Origin of the sequence: Sorangium sp. So ce726 (genome assembly GCF_051521405.1) — a bacterium.
Classification (GTDB): domain Bacteria; phylum Myxococcota_A; class Polyangia; order Polyangiales; family Polyangiaceae; genus Sorangium.
Genome location: NZ_CP150349.1, coordinates 2,848,860 through 2,870,575 on the forward strand (window position 1 = coordinate 2,848,860; position 21,716 = coordinate 2,870,575).

Below are 21,716 nucleotides of genomic sequence, written 5' to 3' on the forward strand. Positions count from 1 at the left end.
CAATCCTATGTCAGGGTGAGCCGCCCGTCCACGCCGAACCGCTCGCCGCGGTCGTGCTGCTCGAGCGCGCGGCTCACGGGGCCGCGTGGATCATGAGGCTTCGGCGGGGCGCTGCGCTGCCGACTCGGGGGCTTGGTGCGCGATGGCCCAGACGAACTCCGGGAGGAGCGCGAGCGAGTGCGGATCCTGCGTGACGCCGATGAGGCCGCTGATGAACTCCATCGGGTGCTCGCGCCTGCTCCTGTCGATGAAGCGGAGCTGGGCGCTGGTCAGGCCGGGCGGCATCTCGGAGAGCCCCGGTCCCTGCGGGTTCCCGAGGCCCCCGAGCGCGTCGCTCCGGGCCTCCGCCGTCAGCCATCGCTCGTGCCAGCTCTCGAGATAGGGATTCGGGGCGAAGTAGTCGTTGGGCCAGGCGCGCAGGTAGGGAAACAGCACGTGGATCCACCCGGTCAGCTCGTCGGCCGAGTTCTCGTACCTGAAGAACGCGCGCCAGAACATCGTGTCGGCGCGCCCCTCCGCCGAGGCGGCGATCTGGTCGAGCACGGGCAGGAGCGCGCGGGTCCAGCGATCTTGCCCGACGGAGCCGAGCATCGCCACGCGCTGGCGCACCCAGCGCCAGTCGTCGGACGTGCCGAGCAGGTACACGCGCGGGATCCCGCGCTGCGGGAACACCATGTCGCCCGGGAACGGCGGCTCCCACGTGTAGTGCGGCGCGAGCGGGGTCGCGACCGTGAACTCCGACGACACCCGCTCGACAGGCCCCGTGGTGGAGAAATTGGAGGTCACGAGGTCCCGCAGCGAGCCGACCCGCGCCGAAACCTGCCTGGAAAAGTCCGGAAACAAAGCTGGCCACGGGTTCACCTCGCCGGGGGTGAAGTCCGGGCGATCGACGACGAGCGCGAACTCGTGATCGTCGGGGAGGAAGCGGCGCCGATGCTGGTCGTTCGCGGCGAGGTGGAACGTGAAGCCGCGCGCGAGGCAGAACCAGACCACGTCGGGCGAGAGCACGAGGGGATAGCGCTGGGTGAAGGCGGTATACGCGGCCTGGACGAGCGGGTGGAGATCCGTGCGTCCCACGAGGGGCAAGCGGTGGCGGTAGGAGGCCTCGATCTGCGAGACGAGCAGGCTCTGCACCGCAGCTTCGCTACCGAATCCCGGCAACGGCGCCGTTGCGGGCTCGACGTCGGCAACGGCGATCGTCGTGACGTTCATGAAACCTCGTCCTCCCCAGGCTGCGCGGCGCGCTCGTGATCCTTCGCTGTCCTTCGTACACGAGCGTGCCGCGCGCGACAACGGGCCGCGTGCAGGCGCCCACCGCGGCGTCACTGCATGGGAAGGAGCGTGCCCGGGCGCGGCACATTTCTGCTGTCCGGCGTGAGCGCCGGGGCCCGGCAAGGTGCTTGTCTCGAGCCATCGATTGGCGATGGGTCGTGATCGGTCGTGCTCTGGGTCCGCTGGGAGGCGTGTGCGGTCGTGCTTCCGGACCTCTGAGACGAGCTCTGGACCTTTTTCACATCCTTCCCATGGCGGGCGCGGGCAGCCAGGTCGACGGCGCTGCCCTCGGTCCCGGCGGTGCAGCCGAGCGCGTTTTCGTCGCAGCCGAGCGCGTTTTCGTCGCAGCCGAGCGCGTTTTCGTCGCAGCCGAGCGGGTTGTCGTCGGAACCGAGAGTTTTTCTCTGGATCCGGGCTGCTCTTGGCCGCAATCGAGAGATGTTTCTCTAGATCCAGGCTGTATTTAACCGGAATCGAGAGTTAATTCTCTTGAATCAGGCTTACTTTAGCTGAAAATGCGAGTTTGTTCTCTGGAACCAGGTTACACTTAGCCGGAAGAAAGAGGTTTTTTTCTGGATCCGGGCTGCTCTTCGCCGGAAGCGAGCACGATGTCGGCGCGCCGCTCACGCCGCGCCGGCCTCTCCGTAGCGCGTGCGATGCCGCGGGGACGTGATTTTTTGCGGGCAGCAGATGCCCGCGGGCGTCGCCATGGCGGTGTTGCATGTCCGTGGTGAATGGTGCACGACTAGGCGCTCGTGCAGCCGCGGCGAAATGCCCTGAAGGAGGAGCGCAGCAGATGAACTCACGCCAGGCGAGTCCCCTCGGGGCGAGCGTAGCGGCCAGCCCGAAGCTGGCGCTGCGGATCGACTTTCTCAAGAAGGTCTACGGGCTCTTCACGGCGAGCCTGGTGGTCTCCGCCCTGGGCGCCATGTGCGCGCTGTACATCGGGGCGCCGGACGTGGAGGAGGAGACGCTGGGGCGCGCGATGCCGCCGCTGGTCGAGCTCTTCGCGCAACACCCGATCCTCTCGATGGGCGTCGTGTTCGGCGTGATGTTCGGCGCGCGCGCGGTGCGCAACATCCCCGGCGTCAACGTCCTCGCGCTCTTCGGGATGGCGGCCATCCTGGGCGTCGCCACGGCGCCTGCGCTCTACATGGCCCAGGCGGCGGCGGGCCTCGGCGGCACCCTGTCGTCGGCCCCGGTGCGGGACACCTTCATCCTGACGGTCCTCACGTTCGGGAGCCTCACGCTGGGTGTCTTCCTCTCGAGGGAGGACCTGTCGTTCCTGGCCAGCGGGCTGGTGATGGGCGCCATGGTCGTCCTCGGCGCGATGCTGCTGAACGTCCTGCTCGGGAGCACGCTCCTCGGCCTCGCGATCGCCAGCGTGTCCGTCCTCGTGTTCGGCGGATACGTCCTCTACAACACGTCGCGCCTGCTCCACTCGAACGAAGAGGACCCCGTCGGCGGCGCGCTCGACCTCTACCTCAACTTCATCAACCTCTTCTCGTCGATTCTGCAGATCCTCTCGGGCCGCGGTTGACGGGCTGAACCGGCCGCGTTCACGGCGCGCGCGCTCCTGCGCTGACCGTCCTCGGGTCTCTTGCCCGGGGCGGACGGCCGGAGGGCGGCTTGACGCGCCATTTGGGCCGAGTAAGAACGCGCTGACCATGAGCCTGCAGCTCCTCGTCGCCGCGCTTGCCCTCTCCCTCTCATCGCTCGCCTGCAGCAAGCCCGCCGAGGAGGTGCCCGCGGTGGCGGCCGCCGAGCTCGCCGCGCCGGCGAACGTCAAGCGCATCGACATCGCGGTGAACGACAGCGGCTTCTCCCCGTCGACGATCGAGCTGAAGAAGGGAGAGCCCGTGGTGCTGCGCTTCACGCGGACGACGAAGAGCGAGTGTCTGAAGGCGATCGCGATTCCCGATCTGAAGATCGAGAAGGACCTGCCGCTGAACACGCCGGTCGAGGTGGCCGTCACCCCGCAGAAGGAGGGGAAGATGGTGCTTCAGTGCTGGATGGCGATGGTCAAGGCGACCATCAACGTGGTCGGCTCGTGACGATGCCGCGCCTATCGTGGGGCGAGCGCGCGCGCTGTCAGAGCATGAGCCAGAGCTCGGCGTCGTAGCGCTTCGCGCCGCCGCCCGCGTCCTGCGCCGCGCGGCGCCTCCCAGAGGCGGGCTCGCCGTCCTGGCGCGCTCCGTCGCCTCGAACGCGCGCGCCGGCGTGGGCCAGGTCGATGCCGGAGGCGGCGCAGCGGGCGACGGCGAAGCGGAGCATCTCGCGCACGTCGCCCGAGCCGAGCATGCCGCGCGTCCGGTGGCGCGCGATCGCGGCCGCGCGCTCGATGCACTCGGCGCAGGGGGCCACCTCCGATCGGAACCTGAAGAGCAGCGTCCCCTCGGGCCACCCAAGCGCCGACGCCTCGATGCTCACCACGACGAACTCGCCGTCGCGGACCACCCGGGTCCGGGCCGCGCTCGCGCTGTCCTCAGCGGCGCCGTGCGCCTCGCCTCTCAGCAGGAACCAGTAACGATCCATGAGGCGCTCGACGTCGTGCGGCTCCCCGTGAGCGATGATGTCTGTCATCCATGACCTCCGATGATGCAATGTGAGGCCCGCTCCTCTGAACTTCGATGCCAGGGAGAGACAGGAAATGTCCGCCCAGAAGGACAATGTCCGAGCGGACGCGACGCGATGCGTCTCGTTGTTATGTGGTCTGAATTACATTTGTGGTGGTGGTTTTCGCTTCCCTTTGAGGCCCCCGTGAGTAAGCTCTGCGCCCCCCAACGTGCCCGGCGGGAAACCGCCCCGGTTCTTCGCTCCGAACCGGCTCGTGACGAGGCGCGCCGAGGGGATCGCTCTCGCGGCGCGCCGCGCGGAGCCCAGTCCCAGCCACCCCAGACGGAGCGAGCAAGGCGATCCCATCATGAATCAGCATCCCGGCATCATCGGCAAGAAGATCGGCATGACGCAGATCTTCAACGAGACGGGCGAGGTCCTGCGCTGCACGGTCGTGCAGGCGGGCTGCGTCGTCATCGGCAAGCGCACGCTCGAGAAGGACGGCTACAGCGCCCTCATCCTCGGCCTCGGCGAGCGGGCGGAGAAGCACACGACGAAGCCGGTCGCCGGCGCGTTCAAGAAGTCGGGTCAGACGCCGAAGCGGATCGTGCGCGAGCTGCGCTGCAGCCCGGAGCACGCGGCGAAGTACGAGATCGGGAGCACGCTCAAGGTCGATGAGATCTTCGAGGTGGGCCAGCGGGTGGACGCGCAGGGCCGCTCGCGCGGCCGCGGCTTCAGCGGCGTCATCCGCCGGTGGAGCTTTGCCGGCGCGGTCAGCTCGCACGGCACGCACGAGTACTTCCGCCACGGCGGCTCGATCGGTACGAACATGACCCCCGGCCGCACGCTGCCCGGCCTGAAGATGCCCGGCCACTACGGCGACGAGACGGTGAGCGCGCTCAACCTCAAGATCGTGAAGCTCCTCCCCGAGGACAACCTGATCCTCATCGAGGGTCCGGTCCCCGGCCCGAAGAACCAGGTGGTGACGATCCGCGGCGCCGTGAAGAAGCGCGGCGGCAAGGGGATCGTGCCGGTGCAGCAGCCGACCAAGAAGAAGGGCGGCTGATCCCGGCCGTCGGCGGGGCAGCTCCCATGAGCGAGCGCCCCGCCGGTCGTGCCCGCCGAGCGTCCCTCCGTGTCGCAGAAGCCGAAGAACCCCTACAAGCGGCCTGACGCCTTCACGAAGGCGGCGAAGGCGCAGGGCTATCCTGCGCGCAGCGTCTTCAAGCTCGAGGAGATTGATCGCCGGGTGCGGCTGCTCCGCCCTGGCCAGCGGGTGCTCGACCTGGGCGCCGCGCCCGGCTCGTGGTCGATGTACGCGGCGCAGCGGATCGGCGCGGGGGGCAAGCTGCTCGCGGTGGATCTGTCGCCGATCACGGCGGCGTTCGGCCCGCAGGCGACGGTGGTGCAGGGGGACGCGCTGTCGCTGACGAACGAGGCGCTGGCGCAGTTCGCGCCGTACGACGTGGTGCTGTCGGACATGGCGCCCGCGACGAGCGGCAGCAAGATCGCCGACCAGGCCCGGAGCTACGAGCTGTTCATGCGCGCCGTGGCCGTGGCCGAGGCGCTGCTGGCGCCGGGCGGGGCGTTCGTCGGCAAGATCTTCATGAGCGAGGACTTCGTGAAGGCCCGGGACGCGCTGCGGAACCTCTGCGAGGAGGTCCGGAGCATCCGGCCCGAGGGGACGCGGGCGAACAGCGTGGAGATCTTCCTGGTGGGGCTGAAGCGGAAGGCGGCGGGGTCGGGGAACGCGGGGTAGGAGGGCTCGGCGGCCTGTCTGTCCCGGGGGAGGCCCGCGCTGCGCGCCTCGTCGTCACCGCTTCACGCCGTCGCACCAGTACCGGTTTATCCATTCGTCGGAGGTCCCGCACTCGACCTCCCGGATGAGCGAGGTCAGCGTGTCGGCGACCTCCTGCGTGACCCGGACTCCCCTGTTGATTGGTGACTCGCCGCTGTCGGCGAACCCTGTGTGGATGCCGACGGCCACGAACCTCCGCGCGCATTGATCCAGCCAGATCGGGCTGCCGCTCTCCCCAGGCTCCGTATCGATGTCATGGGCGGCGCACCGCGCCGCACGGGTCAGCGCTCGATCAACCCATCCAACCCATCGTGCCGCCGCAGCCCCATTCGCCCGCCGCGAGGCCGGTGTCCGGGATTCGAGCGGATGGACATCACGGTCTATTCCCAATCGTTCGTATCCGAACGACCAGCCCCGAAGCAGCAGGCTTCTCGTGGTTCTCTTCGTCGCGAGTCCGGCGCCGCTGTCGGCAATGGATAAGAAAGCTCGCCGGCGGCGCCTCATAGGCCGCTCGCTCGACGCCCGCGTGACGCCGTTCGCGATGCGCAGCGCGATACGCGGCCCGATTCTGCCCGAGGGCTCTGCAGGCCGGCGGACGTCCGGAATGTCGGGCACGCTCGCGCCGGAATCGACGGCGCGCGGCGAGCGTGCCCCCCTGGAGATCGCCGGCGTCGGAAACCCTCGAAGGAGGCTCGACGTGGTGCTCCAACATTGAATGGAATTGCCAGACTGGTAGTCTTAGCAAGCGATCGTCCTGTTGAATTGACGAGCGCTGCCGGAGGCGGACGCAACCGGGGGCGGCGGCAGGCGAGAGGCCTGCTCGCGCTGCCCCGGTCGCCCACCGGAGCGGCCCGCGGCTCCCGAATCGGCCGGGACACATCTTCCCTGTGATCTGCGGGGCGCCCCGGCGCCTCGCTGTCGAGCGGCTCGAGCCATCCAGAAGGAGCGAAGAGATCATGATCGTCAGAGGCATTCACGCGATGGGCATCGGCGCCACGGGGGCGGAGTCTGGAAAGCCCATATCCGAGGCGTCCAAGCAGAACATCCTTCGCCTCCTGAGGACCGAGGAGGGCGTGTACGATCGCGCTCACGCTCGGACCTTCTCCTTCCTGTCGGCCTGGACGTATTCAGACGCGGGGACGTTCTGCGCAGCGATGTCGCGTCGTGGGCTGGAGGGGTGTGACTGCGTCGAGATCGTCACCAGGAACGACGCGCTCTTCTTCGATACCTCTGCCCTCCTGATCCAGAGCCCCGGCAGGAAATTGACCATCCTGAGCTTCCGGGGGACACAACCACAAAATGCCATCAACTGGCTGACGGACGTGAGCGCCCGAGCGGAGAACTTCACGGCCGGCGGGAGGGTCCATGGCGGCTTCCAGCGCGCCCTCCGCTCGGTGTGGCCGCTGCTCCAGGACCTCCTCAAGGCAGGCCTGGGGGGGCAATCGATCTGTGCTCAGCTCGAGAGCACGCAGGAGAAGTACCTGTCGCAGTGCGGTGTGGCGAAGCCTGGAGGTAGCGAGTCGGCGGCGTCGCTCGCATCCACGATTGCGTTCCCCGAGGAGGATGAGCGGGCGCTGACCCCGGCGCTGTACATCACCGGCCACAGCCTCGGCGGCGCGCTGGCGGCGCTCGCCGCGGCGCTCCTTTATGCGCAGGCGGACGCCGGGGTGTTCGACAGGAATCGTCAAACCGTCAGGAGCTGGCTCCGGGGCGTGTACACGTACGGCCAGCCCATGGTGGGTGATACGGCCTTCCAGCGCGTGAACGAGGAGCTCGGGAAGAAGCTCTTCCGCCATGTCTACGGGCGGGACATCGTGCCGCGCTTACCGCCGCGCATCATGGGTGATTTCGCGCACTTCGGTCAGCGGTACGACTCGTCGGACGCCGGCTGGATCCATGGAACGAGGCCCGTGCGCCAGGCGATCACCCTGGGGCTCAGCAACCTCATCGGCGTCCTGGCCTGGTTCATGCAGGACGTGATCCCCTTGCAGGGGGTGAGGCTGCCATTCTCCTGGGGTCACCACTCGCCGCTGAACTACATGCGCACGTCGCTGGAAGCCGCCCCGGGAGCAGAGTTCGACTGACGTCGCTCCCTGAGGGCCGGCGGCATCGCTCAGAACGCGTTGTGTCCCGTGATCGCGTTGCCGAGGATCAAACAATGCACCTCGTCGGTGCCCTCGTACGTGTACACGCTCTCCAGGTTGAGCATGTGCCGGATGACCGGGTAATCGAGCAGGATCCCGTTGGCGCCGAGCACGCCCCGCGCGGTCCGCGCGATCTTGAGCGCCCAGCCCACGTTGTTCCGCTTGCACAGGGAGACCTGCACCGGGCTGATGCCGGTCGTGTCCTTCAGCCGCCCGAAGTGCAGCGCCATGAGCTGCCCCTTCGCGATCTCCATCGCCATCTCGACGAGCTCCGACTGGATGAGCTGCCGTGACGCGATCGGCTGGCCGAACTGCGTGCGCTCGCGCGCATAGGAGACCGCCGTCTCGTAGCAGGCGCGCGCGGCGCCCAGCGCGCCCCACGCGATCCCGAAGCGCGCCTGCGTCAGGCAGCCGAGCGGGCCCTTCAGGCCGACCACGCCTGGGAGCACGTTCTCCTCCGGGACGCGCACCTCGTTGAGCACGATCTCCCCGGTCGGGCTGGCGCGCAGGCTCATCTTGCCGTGGATGAGCGGCGTCTCCAGGCCCTTCATCCCGCGCTCCACCACGAAGCCGCGGATGGACTCGGCTCCTCCGTCATCGACCTTGGCCCACACCACGCAGAGGTCTGCGATCGGCGCGCTCGTGATCCACATCTTCGTGCCGGTCAGCACGTACGAGCTCCCGTCCTTCCGGGCGCGGGTCTTCATCGAGCTCGGATCCGACCCGCTGTCGGGCTCCGTCAGGCCGAAGCACCCGATCAGCTCGGCGGCGGCCATCTTCGGCAGCCAGCGCTGCTTCTGCGCCTCGGAGCCGTACTTCCAGATCGGAAACATCGCCAGCGAGCCCTGGACGCTCACGAAGCTGCGCAGGCCGCTGTCGCCATATTCGAGCTCCTGCAGCGCGAGGCCGTAAGCGACCGAATTCATGCCGGCGCAGCCATGGCCGGTCAGCGAGCCACCGAGCAGGCCGAGCGCGGCGATCTCGGGGATCAGGTCGGTCGCGAACTCCTCGCGCGCGAACAGGTCCGCGGCGCGCGGCAGGTACCGCTCGCGCACGAAGCGACGGACGGCATCGCGGATCATGCGCTCTTCCTCGGAGAGCAGCGGATCGATCGCCATGAGCTGATCGAGCGAGAGGGGCTCCTGGGTGGCCATGGAGCGAGCGTGTAGCGTGCCTTCGCGCGGCGCGGAAGGGGCAGCGCCGGGAGGCCGCCGGCTCAGGGGCGGATGGAGACGAGCGTGCCCTTCCGTAGCGAGAGCGCGCCGTGCCATTCGGCCGGCACCTCGGGGGTCGTCCACTCGAACAGCCAGGCGGCGTCGAGCGGAGAGAGGTTCACACAGCCGTGGCTGCGCGCGGTGCCGAAATCGTCGTGCCAGTAGGCCGCATGGAACGCGAAGCCCTCCGTGAAGTACTGGACGAAAGGCACGTCGCGGAAGTCGAACGGATCCTCTTCCTCCTCGTCGCCGTCCATCGTGACCGTGACGTGCTTCGTGTGGATGCGGAACAGCCCCTGGATGGTAGAGCGCGTCGTCTTGGGATCGCCGAGGCCGTCCGCCCCCGTCGAGACGAGCGTCACGTAGACCGGGCGGGCGCCCTCGTAGGCGACGAGGCTCTGCTTGTCGATGGAGACGTCGATCCACTTCCGCCCGCGCACCGCCCACGCGGGGGTCCGGGGGAGCGGGTCGACGCGCACGACCTCGTCCGAGCGGACGAGCGAGCCGTCCCGCGCCTCGAGGTAGTCGATGCCGCCGAGGCGCCGCGAGGCGCCGGACAGGGGGATCGCCTCGCGGAAGCGGAGCGGGGCGCGGGTGACGCCGCCGCGCTCGCCTGGGACGAGGCGCGCGGCGTGGCGGCGCCTGGCGAAGGCCACGGGCAAGGTGACGTCCTCCGGGAGCGCTAGCCCGGCGAAGGCGCTCGGCCGGATGACGCGGGTGCGGTCGAGCGGCAGGACGGCGAGGTCGGTCGTCAGGCCGAAGCGGCGCCCGTCGTGGTCGAAGGTCGAGAGCAGGGCGAAGCCGGAGCGCGTCCGGGCGCGGCCCAGGACGAGCGCGTCGGGAGAGCGGCGATCGCCGGCGAGCCCGGGCGCCGGCCGCCCGTAGAGCAGCACCGAGGGGGTCGCGTCCGGAGGCGGCGGCGCGACGAAGTCCGGAGCGCGCGCGGCGGTCGCGGCGCGGAGCAGGTGCGCGGCGAGGTCGGGCTCGGCGCCGCGCTGCTCGTCCTCGTCGGGAAGGCGCGCATAGAGCGGTGGGGTGGGGGAGCGAGACATCACGTACGCGTAGGGCAGGCCGCCGAGCAGCGTTGTCGCGTCGCCTGCCTGCGTTGCCGCAAGTACGTTTGCGCCCGGTTGCATTGCGGCAAGTGCGTTTGCGCCCGGCTGCGTTGCGGCAAGTGCGTTTGCGCCCGGCTGCGTTGCGGCAAGTGCGTTTGCGCCCGGCTGCGTTGCGGCAAGTGCGGTCTCGCCCGGCTGCGTCCCGGCAAGTGTGGCCTCGCCCGCCTGTGTCGCGGCAGGCGCGGCCTCGCCACGAACGACCGGCAGGGTGGGCGAAGCGAACCGACGGACTGGACGGCGAGACGATGCCTCGACCGCCAGGTCGTGAATGTTGAGCGTCGCGCTGGCGCCGATGCAGACGTAGCCGTTCGGCTCGATGTGGTACCAGCCCTCGGCGCACGATGTCCTGCCGGACGGCTCCGGCCTGCGCGCGACCACGGCGCCGGCGCGCAGGTACCCGATGCGCCGGCTGGTCCAGCGCGGTTCGGCGAAGATCCACGTCTCTCTGGCGATGCTCGCGAGTTCGTGGACCTCCTCTTCGGCCGCCGTCGGCGAGGTGGCCGGGGGAGGATCGATCTCGGGCAGCTTGTCGGATCCGTCATCGACGAGCTCCGGCGGCAGCGCCGGCAACGCGAGCGGGTCGCCGCCCGGCGCCGCGGCGAGAGCGCCCGGCGGCATCGCGGCCTCCGCGCTGGGCGGCGCGGCGTCCTCCGCGCTGGCGGCGGGCGCCGGGGCAGCGACGGTGGGCGCGGCTGCGGCGAGCGGCGCGGTGACGGCGGAGGCGGGCGCAGGGGCCGGGGACGTCGCGGCGGGCTCGGAGGCAGGGCGCGGGCAGCTCACGCTCAGCGTCGCGAGCGCTATCGCCGGCAGGAGGAGGACGCCTCTCACGCGCATGGAGCGCGCGTATCAGGAGGCGCCGGCGGGGGCCAAGTTCAAGGGGAGTTCAGGAGAGCGGGAGGGCACGGGAGCGAGCGGCTCGCCGGCAGGAGGCGCCCGCCTGGAGGCCCAGCAGGGCCGGCGGGCGCCTTGGCGCGGTGCGCGGCGGATCCGCGCCCGCCGGCTTCACCAGGGCGGCGCGCAGTCGCCTCGCCGGGCCGCCGGCTGGAGCGGCGTCACGGCGTGGGGAGATCGCGCGCGCACGTCGCCGTGACGTAGTAGCGCCGCGAGCTGCCCGCGTAGGAGACCTGATAGTCCGTCGTCTGCTTGAAGGCGGCGGCCAGGAAGCTGCCGCCGTGCATGAAGCGCGTGTTCGAGCTGTTGTCGAGTCGCGAGCAGTCGTTGCAGGGCGTCAGCAGCTGATAGATATCCGAGCCATCGCGGGTGGCCTTGTACGCGTTGCCGGCCAGGTCGAGGTGACCCCACCGCGCTGCGCCATGGGGGAATTTGCCGACGTCCGTGAGGTCCGTCTGCGAACAGGGATAGAGCGACGGATACCCCGTGACGCAGTCGCCCGCCACCGAGCCGTCGCCCTGGCAGCACCAGGACGCGTCCTGAAGCGTGATATCATAGACGCTCGATCCGCCCCACGGGTACAGGCGCTGCTCGTTGCCGCCCGCAGAGGCGTAGTTGACCTCCGCCTGGGTCGGCAGCCGGCCGCCGTCCCACGCGCAGAACGCGAACAGCTCGTACCACGTCGCGCAGACGATCGGCTTCTTCTCCTTGCCTCCCGGCGTGTCGCTCCATGACGGCCATCCATAGGGATCGCAGATGAGCGCCGTCTTGAGCGCGCTCGTGTTGGCCGTGAGCTGAGCGTTCCACGACGGGTCCCAGCCGCTGTTCGCGATCTTCGGGTGCGCACCCGCGCCGGCGGCCGGCGGGTTGGCCTGGGTCGGGCCGCCGGTCTGCTCGAGGTACTGCCGGAAGCGCCCCACCGTGACCGTGTACTTGTCGAGGTAGAAGCTGCTGACCGTCGCCGGCAGGCCCGCATTGTTGAGCCGGTTGAACGTGCCGCCCGGGACCGGAAGGGTCGAGCAGCAACTATCGCTCCCCTCGACGCCGCAATTGGCACCTGCGCCTGGCGTGCTGCTGTTGCAGCTGATCGGCAGGCCAGGCACGCCTCCGCCGCCCCCACCACCCGCGCCACCCGCGCCGCCGGCACCACCCGCGCCACCGGCGCCGCCCGCGCCACCGGAGCCCGATGTCGTGGAGCTTGAGCTGGAGGCCGTCGTGGAGCTTGAGCTGGAGGCCGTCGTGGAGCTTGAGCTGGAGGCCGTCGTGGAGCTTGAGCTGGAGGCCGTCGTGGAGCTTGAGCTGGAGGCCGTCGTGGAGCTTGAGCTGGAGGCCGTCGTGGAGCTTGAGCTGCTTGACGTCGACGCCGTGCCGCCCGTCGCGCTGTCATAACAGACGCGGAGATACGGCCGCCGATCCGCCGAGCTCTCGCTCGTTCGGATGTGGGTGCGATTCAAGGTTTGCTCGAAGAACACGCCGTTGTTCGGGACGGTGCCGTTCACCCAGCTCTGTACGGTGCTCGTGAGGCTGAGCGTGTGGTAAGCGTACGTGTATCCCGCGCTCGCCGTGAGCGTTCCCAGGACCGTAGGATCCCAGGCGGTCGAGTGCGAGTTCCACGTCACGGTGTTCTCGTCCCAGGCCGTCGTGACCCGGTGCACGCGCATCACGTCGGGGGTCGAGGCGCCCATGTTGAGGTTGAGATCCGCCGAGACGATGGTGGCATTGGCAGGGATCGACGAGAGATCGAACGCGATCAGCCCACGCAGCGTGGAGCCGGAGCTCTCTCCGGCGTACATGTCGGCGCCGGTGGGGGTGTAGGTGGGATAGGTCGAATTGATGAGGGCATCCTTGACCACGCCCGTCGTCCCGGTGCGCTGGAGAGTCACACAGACCGTCGCGGCCTGCTGCGCCTCACCGAGCAGTTCGCCACCTTCGTCTTGTGCGCCGACGCACCCGGCGAGCGCCGCGCCGGAGGCGGCGGCGAAAGAGGCCAGGAGCAGATGCCGAGACCCTCTCATGATCGTTCGATTCCTCATGATGCTCTCCGATCCGCGTCGTCGGGCCAGCTCCGCCCGCGAGGCTGCATGTGATGCCGTCGCGCAGGAACGCCAGAGAGCGCCCCCGCCAAAACCACCATCTGCCTGCGCGCCGTAAAGCATCACCTTCATCAGGTCAGCCGTCGGATCGTTCTGGCGTTAAACAGCGCGCGAGGAAAACGATACCGTTGTACGGCTTGGAATTGAACGCGTCAATTGGGAATCGAGGTTTGTTGTCAAAAATCTGATGATCTTGCTTGTGGTGTCAGAGCAAAACTAAATATTATTGCTCAAGTCGATGGTGATTGTCGAGCGCCGTGAAGCGCATTTGTGCTGCCGCTCACGTTTGCGTTGCGTTTCGCGCGGCACGGGCGGCCTGAGTGACCTGCTCAGCTTGCCGAGGCGCGTGAGTCGATGGCGGATTCTGCCGTTCAGGCGAGCGTGAGGGGGGTGGTGCTGGAGCAGAGATGCCTGCTTTTGTCTACCTGGCCGCTCGTTGGCTTACCCGCGGCTTTTTCCTGGCGCGGGCTCGTGGCCGGAAGCGCTGGAGAGGCCTTCTTCGACCTCGGTGACAATCATCGTCGCGAGCAGATCCAGCAACGCGCGGCCTTCGTCCTCGGACGCCTCGCGCGGAGATCCGGTGTAGGCGGCGTCCATGCCCAGCGCGCGGAAGGTCTTCGCTCCTGCCTTGATGCCCTCCGACAGGCTCAGGCCGAGGTCGGGCAGGGCCTGGGCGATGTCTCGCCGGACGAGCGCGGAGGCCGCGGCGAGGACGAGCGAGGTCTCGTAACGGCCCGCGTGGCAGGCGCCGCTCCGGAACTCCGCGGAGAGCGTCCGTGCCCAGCGGCGCGCGAGCGGGCACGCCACCGAGGCGCGGCCCGGGGGCAGGTCGCTGGTGGCGGCGCGCACGGCGCGGTCGTGCTCCGGCTCGAGGTGGTTGTTGATGAAGCAGACGTGCGACAGGCCCGCCGACAGGTAGGCCTCGGCGACGGCGCGCAGAAAGGCGGTGAGCGCGGGCGCCGGGATCGAGATCGCGCCGGCGAAGCCCGCCGCGAAGTCGGTCACGCCATAACCGACGGGCGGGGCGAGGAGCGCAGCGACGCCGCGCGCCCATAGCCGGCGGCCAGCTTGCTCGGCCGCGGCCTCGCCGATGAGCGTGTCCGTACCGAGCGGCAGGTGCGGGCCGTGCGGCTCGACCGACCCGACCGGCACGAGCGCGACGCAAGGCGCGCCGGCCACCAGGAGCGCAGCGAGCTCCTCCGTCGTGAGCTCCGCGAGGCGCGGCGCGGCCTGCATGGGCTACAGGCCCGCCGGGTTCTCGCCAGCGGCCTCGCGCTGCCGGAGCGCCTTGCGATCGACCTTGCCACGGTCGTTCCTGGGGACGTCATCGACGAAGGCGACCCAGCGCGGGTACTTGTGCTTGCTCAGCCGGTCCTTCACGAAGGCCTTGAGCTCCAGGGCGAGCTCGGCCCTCCCCTCGTCGGTGGCGACGCGGCCGCGCGCGTCGTCGCGGACCACGATGAACGCCTTCGGCTTCACGAGGCCCGCCTCCTCGGCGCCGATCACGGCGGCGAGGCTGACGGCCGGGTGCTCGGTCAGGCACTCCTCCACCTCGACCGGCGCGACCCAGACGCCGCCTACCTTGAGCAGCTCGTCGGCGCGCCCGCTGAACCAGAGGTAGCCCTCGGCATCCATGCGGAAGAGATCGCCAGTCCGGCACCAGTGGCCGTGGAAGGTGCCCCAGCTCTTCTCGCGATCCTGGAAGTAGCCCAGCGCGACCGAGTCGCCCTTCACCCACATGACACCGGTCTCGCCGGGCGGGAGCTCGGGCGCGCCCGGCCCGGCCGCGTCCGAGGGGAGGATCTTGATCGTGTACCCCTCCACGACGCGGCCGAGCGACCCCGGGCGCACATCGCCAGGGCGGTTCGTGCAGTAGATGTGGAACATCTCTGCGGAGCCGATGCCGTCATAGATGTCGGCGTGGAACCGCGCGCGGAAGCGCTCGAGGAGCGCCGGCGGCAGCGCCTCGCCCGCGGACAGGTGGAAGCGGACGCTGGAGAGATCGAGGCGCGGCTCGCCGCGCGCCGCGCGGGCGTCGTCGTCATCGAGCAGCTTGCCCATCATCGTCGGGACGTTGGTGACGACCGTCGGGCGATAGCGCTCGATGTACCGCGCGAGCGACTCCGGCGTCGGCCGCTCGACGAAGAGGCCTGACGTCGCGCCGACGGCGAAGGGGAACATCAGGTTGGTGCCCGTGGCGTAGCCGAAGAAGAGGCGCGGCACCGAGACGGTGATGTCGTCCTTGCGGTAGCCCACGGTCGCCTTGGCGTAGCGCTCGGTGTTGAAGGCGAAGTCGCGGTGCGTGTGCATGGCCGCCTTGCTCCTGCCGGTGGAGCCGGACGTGAAGAGCCAGATGGCGATGTCGTCGCGCCGGGTGGGGCGGGGGCCTGCCGGGGCGCGCTTCGCCGCGAGCGCCGCGCGCCCTTGCGCGAGGGCGCCGCGGAGCGAGGTGCCCCGCAGCGCCGCGAGGGCCGGCGACACCGGGAGGTCGGCCTCGAGATCGCCGCCGGTCGGGACCTCGGGCACCAGCACGACGGTGCGGACGTTCGTGGCTTCGAGCGCGCCTTGAAGCGCGAGCGCCTCGGCCACGCGCGGGATCGTGACGACCGCGGCGGCCCGCGTGTACTCGACGAGGTGCGCGAGGTCGGGCGCCGGCGCCTCGGGGTTGCCCATCGCCACGACCGCGCCGTGGCTCAGCGCCGCGAAGAAGGCCCAGACGAACGCGGGCGAGTCGTGCAGGACGATGAGCACCCGCTGCTCGAGCGCGACGCCCTCGACGGCGAGGTGCGCCTGGAGCATCCGGACCTTCTCGGCGACGTCGGCGTAGGTGTGCCGCTGATCGCCGAAGAGCAGCGCGACCTTGTCGCCGAGCCCCTCGCGCAGCCGATCGAACAGGAAGTAGTCGGCGAGGTTGAACTCGTCAGGGAACGTCGGTGCGGTCATCGTCACGCCTCCTCTCGCCTCCATCGCGGCGCCGTGAGCCGCCGCTTTCCGCCCTCCGTGGTCGCGACCCCCGGCTCGTCGAGCCCCTCGCGATCCCAGAGCTGGCACGTCACCGGTCGGTGGCGCTGATCGAGCGCCTCGCAGTAATTGGAATAGATGCAGCGCCGGACCTCACCGCTGCGGCCGAGCCGCACCTTCAGGAACCAGTCGGGATCCGCGAGCGTCTGCCGTGCCGCCCCGATGAGATCGGCCTCATCGCGCGCGAGGATCGCCTCGGCCTGGGCGAACGTGCAGATCCCCCCCGCGACGACGACCGGCGTGCCGAGGCCGGCCTCGCGCAGGGCGCGCCGGATCTGCGCCTGCTTCGGCACCTGCCGCCCGAACGGCCCCGCCGCGTCCGAGAGCGCGGTCGGCATGCACTCGTACCCGCTCGGGCCGGTGTAGGGGTACGCGGCCTCGCCGACCTTGGGCTGCTTCGCGTCCTCGAACTTGCCGCCGGTCGACAGCGAGAGGAAGTCCATGCCAGCGCGCGCGAACGCGAGCGCGAAGAACGCCGCGTCGTCGACCCGGCTGCCCCCCGCGATGATGTCGTCGCAGAGGAAGCGGCAGCCCACCGTGAAGCGAGCGGAGACGGCGGCGCGCACCGCCGCGTAGACCTCGAGCGGGAGGCGCGCGCGGCGCTCGCGATCGCCGCCGTAGCCGTCCGAGCGGGTGTTCAGCGCGGACAGGAACGAGGCCATGGTGTAGGCGTGCGCGTAGTGGAGCTCGACCCCGTCGAAGCCCGCCTCGCGCGCCCTCACGGCGGCCTCGGCGAAGAGGCCCGGCAGCGTCCGCGGCAGGTCGCGGATGTGAGGGAGCGCGACGTCGGTGACGCGCTCGCGCTCGCCGAAGCGCAGCGCCTCGAGCTCGCGAGGCGCGAGCACGGCCTCGAGCCGCGCGTCGTCGAGCGCGAGCAGCCGCGCGCGCACCTCGAGCTCCGGCGCGTCCCCGAGCGGCGGCTCCCCGAGCGCCTCGGACAGGGCGCGCCGGTGCGCGCCGGTGATCTCCAGGAACTCCCGCAGGAACCTGTCCTTCGCCGGGCGCCTGCGGATGCGGAGGAAGTCGATGAGCTGAAGGAACACGCGCGTCCGGCCGGCGCTCCGCGCGCGGACCGTCCGGACGAGCTCCCGGAGCCCCGGGACGAACCGATCGTGTCCGACGCGGAGCAGCGGACCGCTCGGCACGTCGCGGATCCCGGTCGCCTCGACCACGAGGGCGCCGGGCTGGCCATCGGCGAAGCGGCCGTACCAGTCGAGCACGTCCTGCGTGACGACGCCCTCCTCCGTCGCGCGCCACGGGACCATCGCGGGCACCCACGAGCGCTCGGCGAGCTCGAGGCCCGAGGCGAGGCGGAGCGGCGAGAAGAGGCGCGCGCGCGCCGCCTCGCCCGCGGCCTTGGGCTCCTCGCGGGGCAGCGCGTGGCGGATCCGCTCCGGCGGCTTCCACATGGCTACCGCGCCCCGTCGCGAGCGGGCCCGTCGGCCGGGGGCTCCGCGGCGGCGCGCTCGAGGATCCCCTTCGCGATGATGAGCTTCTGGATCTCCGTCGTCCCCTCGTAGATGCGCAGCGGCCTGATCTCGCGGTACAGCCGCTCGACCTCGGTCCCCTCGATGACCCCCATGCCGCCGTGGAGCTGGACCGCGCGGTCGATGATCCGCTGCGCCGCCTCGGTGGCGAACATCTTCGCCATGGCCGCCTCGGTCGAGACGCGCGCCGCCGCGCCGGCCGCAGCCGTGTCGCGCTTGTGGGCCGCGCGGGCGACGAGGAGGCGGGCCGCGTCGAGCTCGGTCGCCATCTCGGCGAGGTAGGCGCGCACCATCTGCTGCTCGGACAGGGGCGCCCCGAACTGCCTCCTCCGCGTGACGTGCGCGATCGCCTCGCGGAGCGCGCGCGCCGCCATCCCGTTCGCCGCTGCGCCGACCGAGATCCGGAAGGCGTCGAGCGTCTGCATCGCGAGCTTGAAGCCGCCGCCCACCTCGCCGAGCCGCGCGCTGTCCGGCACGCGGCAGCCCTCGAAGCGGAGCCGGCCGATCGGGTGCGGGATCGACATCGGGAGCGGCTCCGAGGCGACGCCCTTCGCGCCGCTGTCGACGAGGAACGCCGTGATCGCGGCGCGCCCGCCGCCGCGCTCGCCCGCTGTGCCGCCGCTGTCGCGCGGCGGCGCGCCCGTGCGGGCGAAGACCACGAGGTGGTGCGCGAGCGGCACGTTCGAGATCAGCACCTTCTCGCCGTCGAGGACCCATCCGTCGCCCTCGCGGCAGGCCTCGGTCCTCAGCGAGGCGACGTCGCTGCCCGCCTCGGGCTCGGTCAGCGCGAAGGCCCCGATGCGCCGCCCCGAGAGCACGTCGGGCAGGATCGCGCGGCGCTGCGCGTCGCTGCCGGCCAGCACGATCGGGTACGAGCCGAGCCCCTGCACCGCGAAGATCGCGTCGGCGAGCGGGGCGACCTGGCCGAGCGCCTCGCGGATGAGGACCAGGGAACGCACGTCGATGGCGGTCGCGTCCGCGGGGAGGCCGCTGCCGCTCGGCGCGCCGCCGAGCGCCTCGGGGACGAGGTGCGCGTAGAGCCCGAGCGGCTCGCCCATGCTGCGCGCCACGGCGGCGGTGTCGTGCGCTTCGGCGAGCCGCGCGAGGGGCGCGAGCGCCTCGGGCGTCAGCCGCGCGGCGAGGGCGGCGTGGCGCTCCTCGAAGAAGACGGGGAGCTCGGCGGAGGAGAGCGCGAGCCTGCTCATACGCGGGGCGTCTCCTGGCCGGTGGACCGCGGGGTGGGGGGCGCGTCGGCGTCGCCGGGAGCGGCCGGCGCGTCGCCCAGGTCGGCGCCCTCGAACCGGGGCGGGCGCTTCGCCCTGTTCGCCTCGTGGGCCTCGCGAAAGTCGGGGTGGGCCATGCAGATGGCCTGCGCTTGCGCCTCGGCCTCGATCGCGGCGGCGAGGGGCATCGTGCGCTCGCTCTCGAGCATCTGCTTGGTGATCGCGTGCGCGAACGCTGGCCCGCGCGCGAGGCGCTCGGCCCAGCCGCGCGCCACGCCCAGCGCGTCGCTGTCGGCGACGACGCGGTTCACGAGGCCGATGCGGAGCGCCTCGTCGGCGCCGATGAGATCGCCGAAGAAGAGCAGCTCGGCGGCGCGCCCCTGGCCGACGATGCGCGGCAGGAGGTACGAGGCGCCCATGTCGGCGCCGGACAGGCCGACCTTGGGGAAGATGAACCCGAAGCGGGCGCTCGCCGCGGCGATGCGCAGGTCGCAGGCGGCGGCGATCACCGCGCCCGCGCCGACGGCGACCCCGTTGATGGCGGCGATGACCGGGCGCCGGAGCTCGCAGATGCTCTGGATCAGCGCGCCGGTCACGCGGGTGAACTCGAGCAGCCCCCGCGCGTCGCGCGCGAACAGCTCGGCGATGATGCCCTCGACGTCGCCGCCCGAGCAGAAGCCCCGCCCTGCTCCGGTGAGCACGACCGCGCGCGCGGCCGAGCGCTCGAGCGAGCGGAACGTCGCCGTGAGCTCGCCGTAGACCTCGAAGGTGAGGGCGTTCAGGCGGTCGGGGCGGCTCAGCGTGATCTCCGCGACGCCGCGGCTGAGCTCGAGCTGGAAGGAGCGGGGTGTGAGGGTCATGGGGGTCTCCTGGGTCCGGTGCGCGCCGGACGCGAGCCTCGCGCGATCAGGGCTTCGTCCGCGTGCGCCGCGGGGGGCTCCGCGCGCTGCGCTCGGCGTGCGCGCGGGCGCTGCCGGGGCGCGACGGGACGGGCATGTCCGGCTCGCGGAGCGTGGTGCGCAGCTTGTCGAGCAGCCGCGTCAGCGTGGAGAGCTCGGCCGGGCTCAGCCCGGAGAACACCTTCGCCACGCGCGCGGCGTGCCGCCGCTCGGCGTCGCGGAACGCGCGCTGCCCCTTGGCGGTCAGGTGCACCCGCCACGCGCGGCGGTCGCTCGGGTCGGCCCGCCGCTCGACCATGCCGTCGCGCGCCGCGCGATCGACGAGCCCGGTGAGGTTGCCCGCCGTGACGAGCATGCTGCGGGAGAGCGACGCGAGCGTCTGCCCGTCGCTGCGCACGAGGTTCGCCAGGAGGTCGAAGCGCGGGAGGGTCATCTCGTGCTCCAGGTCCTCGCGGATGGCGGCGAGAGCGCGCTTGTGGACGGCGAGGATGCGCACCCAGGCGCGCACGGCCGCCTGGTCGCCGCGCGCGCTCTCCGGCGGGGGGACCACGGCGAGCGGCCGCCTCGCCGGCGCCCCGCGCCTCACGGGCCGCCCTCGCCCCCACCCCGCGCGCTCGTGGAGGGCGGCGCCGCCGCGGCCGCGTCGATCTCCACAACCGCGCCCTGGGCCGCGGCCTCGCCGCGCGCGCCGAGCGCCGCGACGGCCTCGATCTCGACGAGCGCGCGCCGCTCGACGAGCCCCGCGACGCCGACGAGGGCCATCGCAGGGAAGTGCTTGCCGAACCGCGCCCGCCACGCGGCGCCGATCGCGCGGAGCGAGCTCCTGTACGCATCGAGATCGGTCACGTAGACGGTCATGCGCGCGACGTCGGCCGGCTCCCCGCCGGCGGCCGCGACGACCGCGAGCACGTTGTCGAGCGACTGGGCGAACTGCTCGGCCAGATCGTCGCTCCGGAACTGCCCGGACGCGGGGTCCCACCCGATCTGCCCCGCGATGTGCAGCGTCCTGCCGCGCGTCACGACGCCGTTCGTGTAGCCTCGCGGCGCAGGCCACCCGGCCGGCTGCACCATCTCGAGATCGCCGTTCACCGCATCACCTGCCCCCCGTCGACCGGGATCGCCTGGCCATGGATGCTGCGCGCCTCGTCGCTGCAGAGCATCGCCACGACGAGCGCGACCTCGGCGGGCTCGACCATCCGGCCCTGAGGCGACATCGACTCGAGCGACCGCCGCGCCGCATCCTCGCCCCGCCCGGTCTTCTCCGCGATGCGGGAGATCGCCTCGTCCGCCATCTTCGTGTTGACCCACCCGGGGCAGACGCAGTTGATGGTCACCGGCGTCCGGGCGATCTCCAGCGCGATGGCGCGGGTCATGCCGACCATGGCGTGCTTCGACGCGCAGTACGCGGTCGAGTAGGCGCACCCGACGAGCCCGGCGGTCGAGGCGACGTTGACGACGCGCCCGAACCCGCGCGCGATCATCTTCGGGATCAGGGCGCGGCAGAGCGCGAAGGCGCCGGTCACGTTGACCGCGAGCATGCGGTCCCAGAGCGCGTCGCTGGTCCTGTCGAACGGCGCGCTCTCGGCGACGCCCGCGTTGTTGACGAGCACGTCGATGTGCCCGAGCTGGCCTTCGAGCGCGGCGATCGCCGACGGCGCGCCCTCGCGATCGCCGACGTCGAGCCGGACGGCGACGCCCCCGATGGCCGCCGCCGTCTCCTCGATCTCGGCCTGCGTGCGGCCTGCGACGGCGACGCGGGCGCCGCCCTGCGCGAGCCGCTCGGCGATCGCCCGGCCGATGCCGCGACCCCCACCCGTGACGAGCGCGATCCTGCCTTCCAGCGACATCCGGAGCACCTAAATCATATATATATGAAGCACAAGCCGAAGTCACCCTCGTCGGCGCTCGCTGCGGCGGCCGCTCGCTGAGGTCGGAGCCGGCCATCTCGCGACGGAACGCGCGGCTCGGCCCTGGTTTCCTCGCTCTCCTCGCTCGTCTGGCGC

General features: G+C 71.1%; 21 protein-coding genes and 2 pseudogenes. 8 read left to right on the plus strand and 15 right to left on the minus strand.

What is annotated here, in order from left to right; translation table 11 throughout:
• Nucleotides 1-90: 90 nt before the first annotated feature.
• Nucleotides 91-1,212 carry a DUF4419 domain-containing protein gene (locus tag WME79_RS10840; protein WP_437534664.1) on the minus strand — a complete coding sequence of 374 codons (1,122 nt, stop codon included), beginning with the start codon at nucleotides 1,210-1,212 and terminating at the stop codon, nucleotides 91-93.
• Nucleotides 1,213-2,068: 856 nt separating this feature from the next.
• Between WME79_RS10840 and WME79_RS10845 the strand changes: the two genes are divergently transcribed.
• Nucleotides 2,069-2,812 carry a Bax inhibitor-1/YccA family protein gene (locus WME79_RS10845; protein WP_437534665.1) on the plus strand — a complete coding sequence of 248 codons (744 nt, stop codon included), beginning with the start codon at nucleotides 2,069-2,071 and terminating at the stop codon, nucleotides 2,810-2,812.
• 127 nt (nucleotides 2,813-2,939) lie between these two features.
• The gene (locus WME79_RS10850) at nucleotides 2,940-3,326 is read left to right on the plus strand and encodes a cupredoxin domain-containing protein (RefSeq protein ID WP_437534666.1); all 387 of its coding nucleotides are present in this window, start codon (nucleotides 2,940-2,942) and stop codon (nucleotides 3,324-3,326) included.
• A gap of 37 nt (nucleotides 3,327-3,363) precedes the next feature.
• Here WME79_RS10850 and WME79_RS10855 read toward each other — a convergent pair whose 3' ends face one another.
• The gene (locus WME79_RS10855; RefSeq protein WP_437534668.1) at nucleotides 3,364-3,855 is read right to left on the minus strand and encodes a hypothetical protein; all 492 of its coding nucleotides are present in this window, start codon (nucleotides 3,853-3,855) and stop codon (nucleotides 3,364-3,366) included.
• Nucleotides 3,856-4,195: 340 nt separating this feature from the next.
• Here WME79_RS10855 and rplC point away from each other — a divergent pair, with 340 nt between their 5' ends.
• Together rplC and WME79_RS10865 are read left to right on the plus strand one after the other, a co-directional pair.
• Nucleotides 4,196-4,894 carry a 50S ribosomal protein L3 gene (gene rplC / locus WME79_RS10860; RefSeq protein WP_437534670.1) on the plus strand — a complete coding sequence of 233 codons (699 nt, stop codon included), beginning with the start codon at nucleotides 4,196-4,198 and terminating at the stop codon, nucleotides 4,892-4,894.
• A 69-nt stretch (nucleotides 4,895-4,963) separates the two neighbouring features.
• Nucleotides 4,964-5,587, plus strand: coding sequence for an SAM-dependent methyltransferase (locus WME79_RS10865; RefSeq protein WP_437534672.1), 624 nt, complete (start codon nucleotides 4,964-4,966; stop codon nucleotides 5,585-5,587).
• Nucleotides 5,588-5,641: 54 nt separating this feature from the next.
• Here the strand turns inward: WME79_RS10865 and WME79_RS10870 are convergent, their stop codons facing one another.
• Nucleotides 5,642-5,815: a hypothetical protein gene (locus tag WME79_RS10870; RefSeq protein WP_437534673.1), complete on the minus strand. Its 174-nt coding sequence runs from the start codon at nucleotides 5,813-5,815 to the stop codon at nucleotides 5,642-5,644.
• A gap of 244 nt (nucleotides 5,816-6,059) precedes the next feature.
• Between WME79_RS10870 and WME79_RS10875 the strand changes: the two genes are divergently transcribed.
• Both WME79_RS10875 and WME79_RS10880 read left to right on the plus strand, forming a co-directional pair.
• The gene (locus WME79_RS10875) at nucleotides 6,060-6,341 is read left to right on the plus strand and encodes a hypothetical protein (protein ID WP_437534674.1); all 282 of its coding nucleotides are present in this window, start codon (nucleotides 6,060-6,062) and stop codon (nucleotides 6,339-6,341) included.
• Between the two features lie 241 nt (nucleotides 6,342-6,582).
• Complete coding sequence (locus tag WME79_RS10880) at nucleotides 6,583-7,710, plus strand: lipase family protein (RefSeq protein WP_437534675.1); 1,128 nt, start codon at nucleotides 6,583-6,585, stop codon at nucleotides 7,708-7,710.
• A gap of 29 nt (nucleotides 7,711-7,739) precedes the next feature.
• Here the strand turns inward: WME79_RS10880 and WME79_RS10885 are convergent, their stop codons facing one another.
• Nucleotides 7,740-8,924: an acyl-CoA dehydrogenase family protein gene (locus WME79_RS10885; protein WP_437534676.1), complete on the minus strand. Its 1,185-nt coding sequence runs from the start codon at nucleotides 8,922-8,924 to the stop codon at nucleotides 7,740-7,742.
• A gap of 62 nt (nucleotides 8,925-8,986) precedes the next feature.
• Nucleotides 8,987-10,036 (minus strand): L,D-transpeptidase, encoded by a 1,050-nt coding sequence (locus tag WME79_RS10890; protein ID WP_437534677.1) that lies wholly within the window; start codon nucleotides 10,034-10,036, stop codon nucleotides 8,987-8,989.
• 379 nt (nucleotides 10,037-10,415) lie between these two features.
• Here WME79_RS10890 and WME79_RS10895 point away from each other — a divergent pair, with 379 nt between their 5' ends.
• Nucleotides 10,416-11,189, plus strand: a complete 774-nt coding sequence (locus WME79_RS10895) for a hypothetical protein (RefSeq protein ID WP_437534678.1) — start codon at nucleotides 10,416-10,418, stop codon at nucleotides 11,187-11,189.
• On the opposite strand, the gene WME79_RS10900 is transcribed toward WME79_RS10895, so the two are convergent.
• On the minus strand, nucleotides 11,152-12,093 hold the full coding sequence (locus tag WME79_RS10900; RefSeq protein ID WP_437539816.1) for a formylglycine-generating enzyme family protein: 942 nt from the start codon (nucleotides 12,091-12,093) through the stop codon (nucleotides 11,152-11,154). The genes WME79_RS10895 and WME79_RS10900 overlap by 38 nt on opposite strands.
• 88 nt (nucleotides 12,094-12,181) lie before the next feature.
• On the opposite strand from WME79_RS10900, the gene WME79_RS10905 reads away from it, so the two are divergent.
• Nucleotides 12,182-12,379 carry a hypothetical protein gene (locus tag WME79_RS10905; protein WP_437540136.1) on the plus strand — a complete coding sequence of 66 codons (198 nt, stop codon included), beginning with the start codon at nucleotides 12,182-12,184 and terminating at the stop codon, nucleotides 12,377-12,379.
• Between the two features lie 59 nt (nucleotides 12,380-12,438).
• Here the strand turns inward: WME79_RS10905 and WME79_RS10910 are convergent.
• The 9 genes and pseudogenes from WME79_RS10910 to WME79_RS10950 all read right to left on the minus strand — a co-directional run.
• Nucleotides 12,439-13,155: pseudogene (locus WME79_RS10910) on the minus strand (DNRLRE domain-containing protein); the annotation flags it as partial.
• A gap of 369 nt (nucleotides 13,156-13,524) precedes the next feature.
• Nucleotides 13,525-14,319: a creatininase family protein gene (locus WME79_RS10915; protein WP_437534679.1), complete on the minus strand. Its 795-nt coding sequence runs from the start codon at nucleotides 14,317-14,319 to the stop codon at nucleotides 13,525-13,527.
• 3 nt (nucleotides 14,320-14,322) lie between these two features.
• A complete protein-coding gene (locus WME79_RS10920) occupies nucleotides 14,323-16,026 on the minus strand; it encodes a benzoate-CoA ligase family protein (protein WP_437534681.1) in 1,704 nt (567 codons plus the stop codon).
• 2 nt (nucleotides 16,027-16,028) lie between these two features.
• On the minus strand, nucleotides 16,029-17,513 hold the full coding sequence (locus WME79_RS10925; RefSeq protein WP_437534683.1) for an NADH:flavin oxidoreductase: 1,485 nt from the start codon (nucleotides 17,511-17,513) through the stop codon (nucleotides 16,029-16,031).
• A 2-nt stretch (nucleotides 17,514-17,515) separates the two neighbouring features.
• Nucleotides 17,516-18,796 carry an acyl-CoA dehydrogenase family protein gene (locus WME79_RS10930; protein ID WP_437534685.1) on the minus strand — a complete coding sequence of 427 codons (1,281 nt, stop codon included), beginning with the start codon at nucleotides 18,794-18,796 and terminating at the stop codon, nucleotides 17,516-17,518.
• Nucleotides 18,793-19,677 (minus strand): annotated as a pseudogene (locus WME79_RS10935) (enoyl-CoA hydratase family protein); the annotation flags it as partial. The pseudogene WME79_RS10935 and the gene WME79_RS10930, both read right to left, overlap by 4 nt.
• 43 nt (nucleotides 19,678-19,720) lie before the next feature.
• Nucleotides 19,721-20,263 carry a MarR family winged helix-turn-helix transcriptional regulator gene (locus WME79_RS10940; protein WP_012234634.1) on the minus strand — a complete coding sequence of 181 codons (543 nt, stop codon included), beginning with the start codon at nucleotides 20,261-20,263 and terminating at the stop codon, nucleotides 19,721-19,723.
• A gap of 32 nt (nucleotides 20,264-20,295) precedes the next feature.
• Nucleotides 20,296-20,802, minus strand: a complete 507-nt coding sequence (locus WME79_RS10945) for a RidA family protein (protein ID WP_437534686.1) — start codon at nucleotides 20,800-20,802, stop codon at nucleotides 20,296-20,298.
• Complete coding sequence (locus WME79_RS10950; RefSeq protein ID WP_437534687.1) at nucleotides 20,799-21,560, minus strand: SDR family NAD(P)-dependent oxidoreductase; 762 nt, start codon at nucleotides 21,558-21,560, stop codon at nucleotides 20,799-20,801. The genes WME79_RS10945 and WME79_RS10950 overlap by 4 nt, the downstream gene beginning before the upstream one ends.
• Nucleotides 21,561-21,716: the final 156 nt, after the last annotated feature.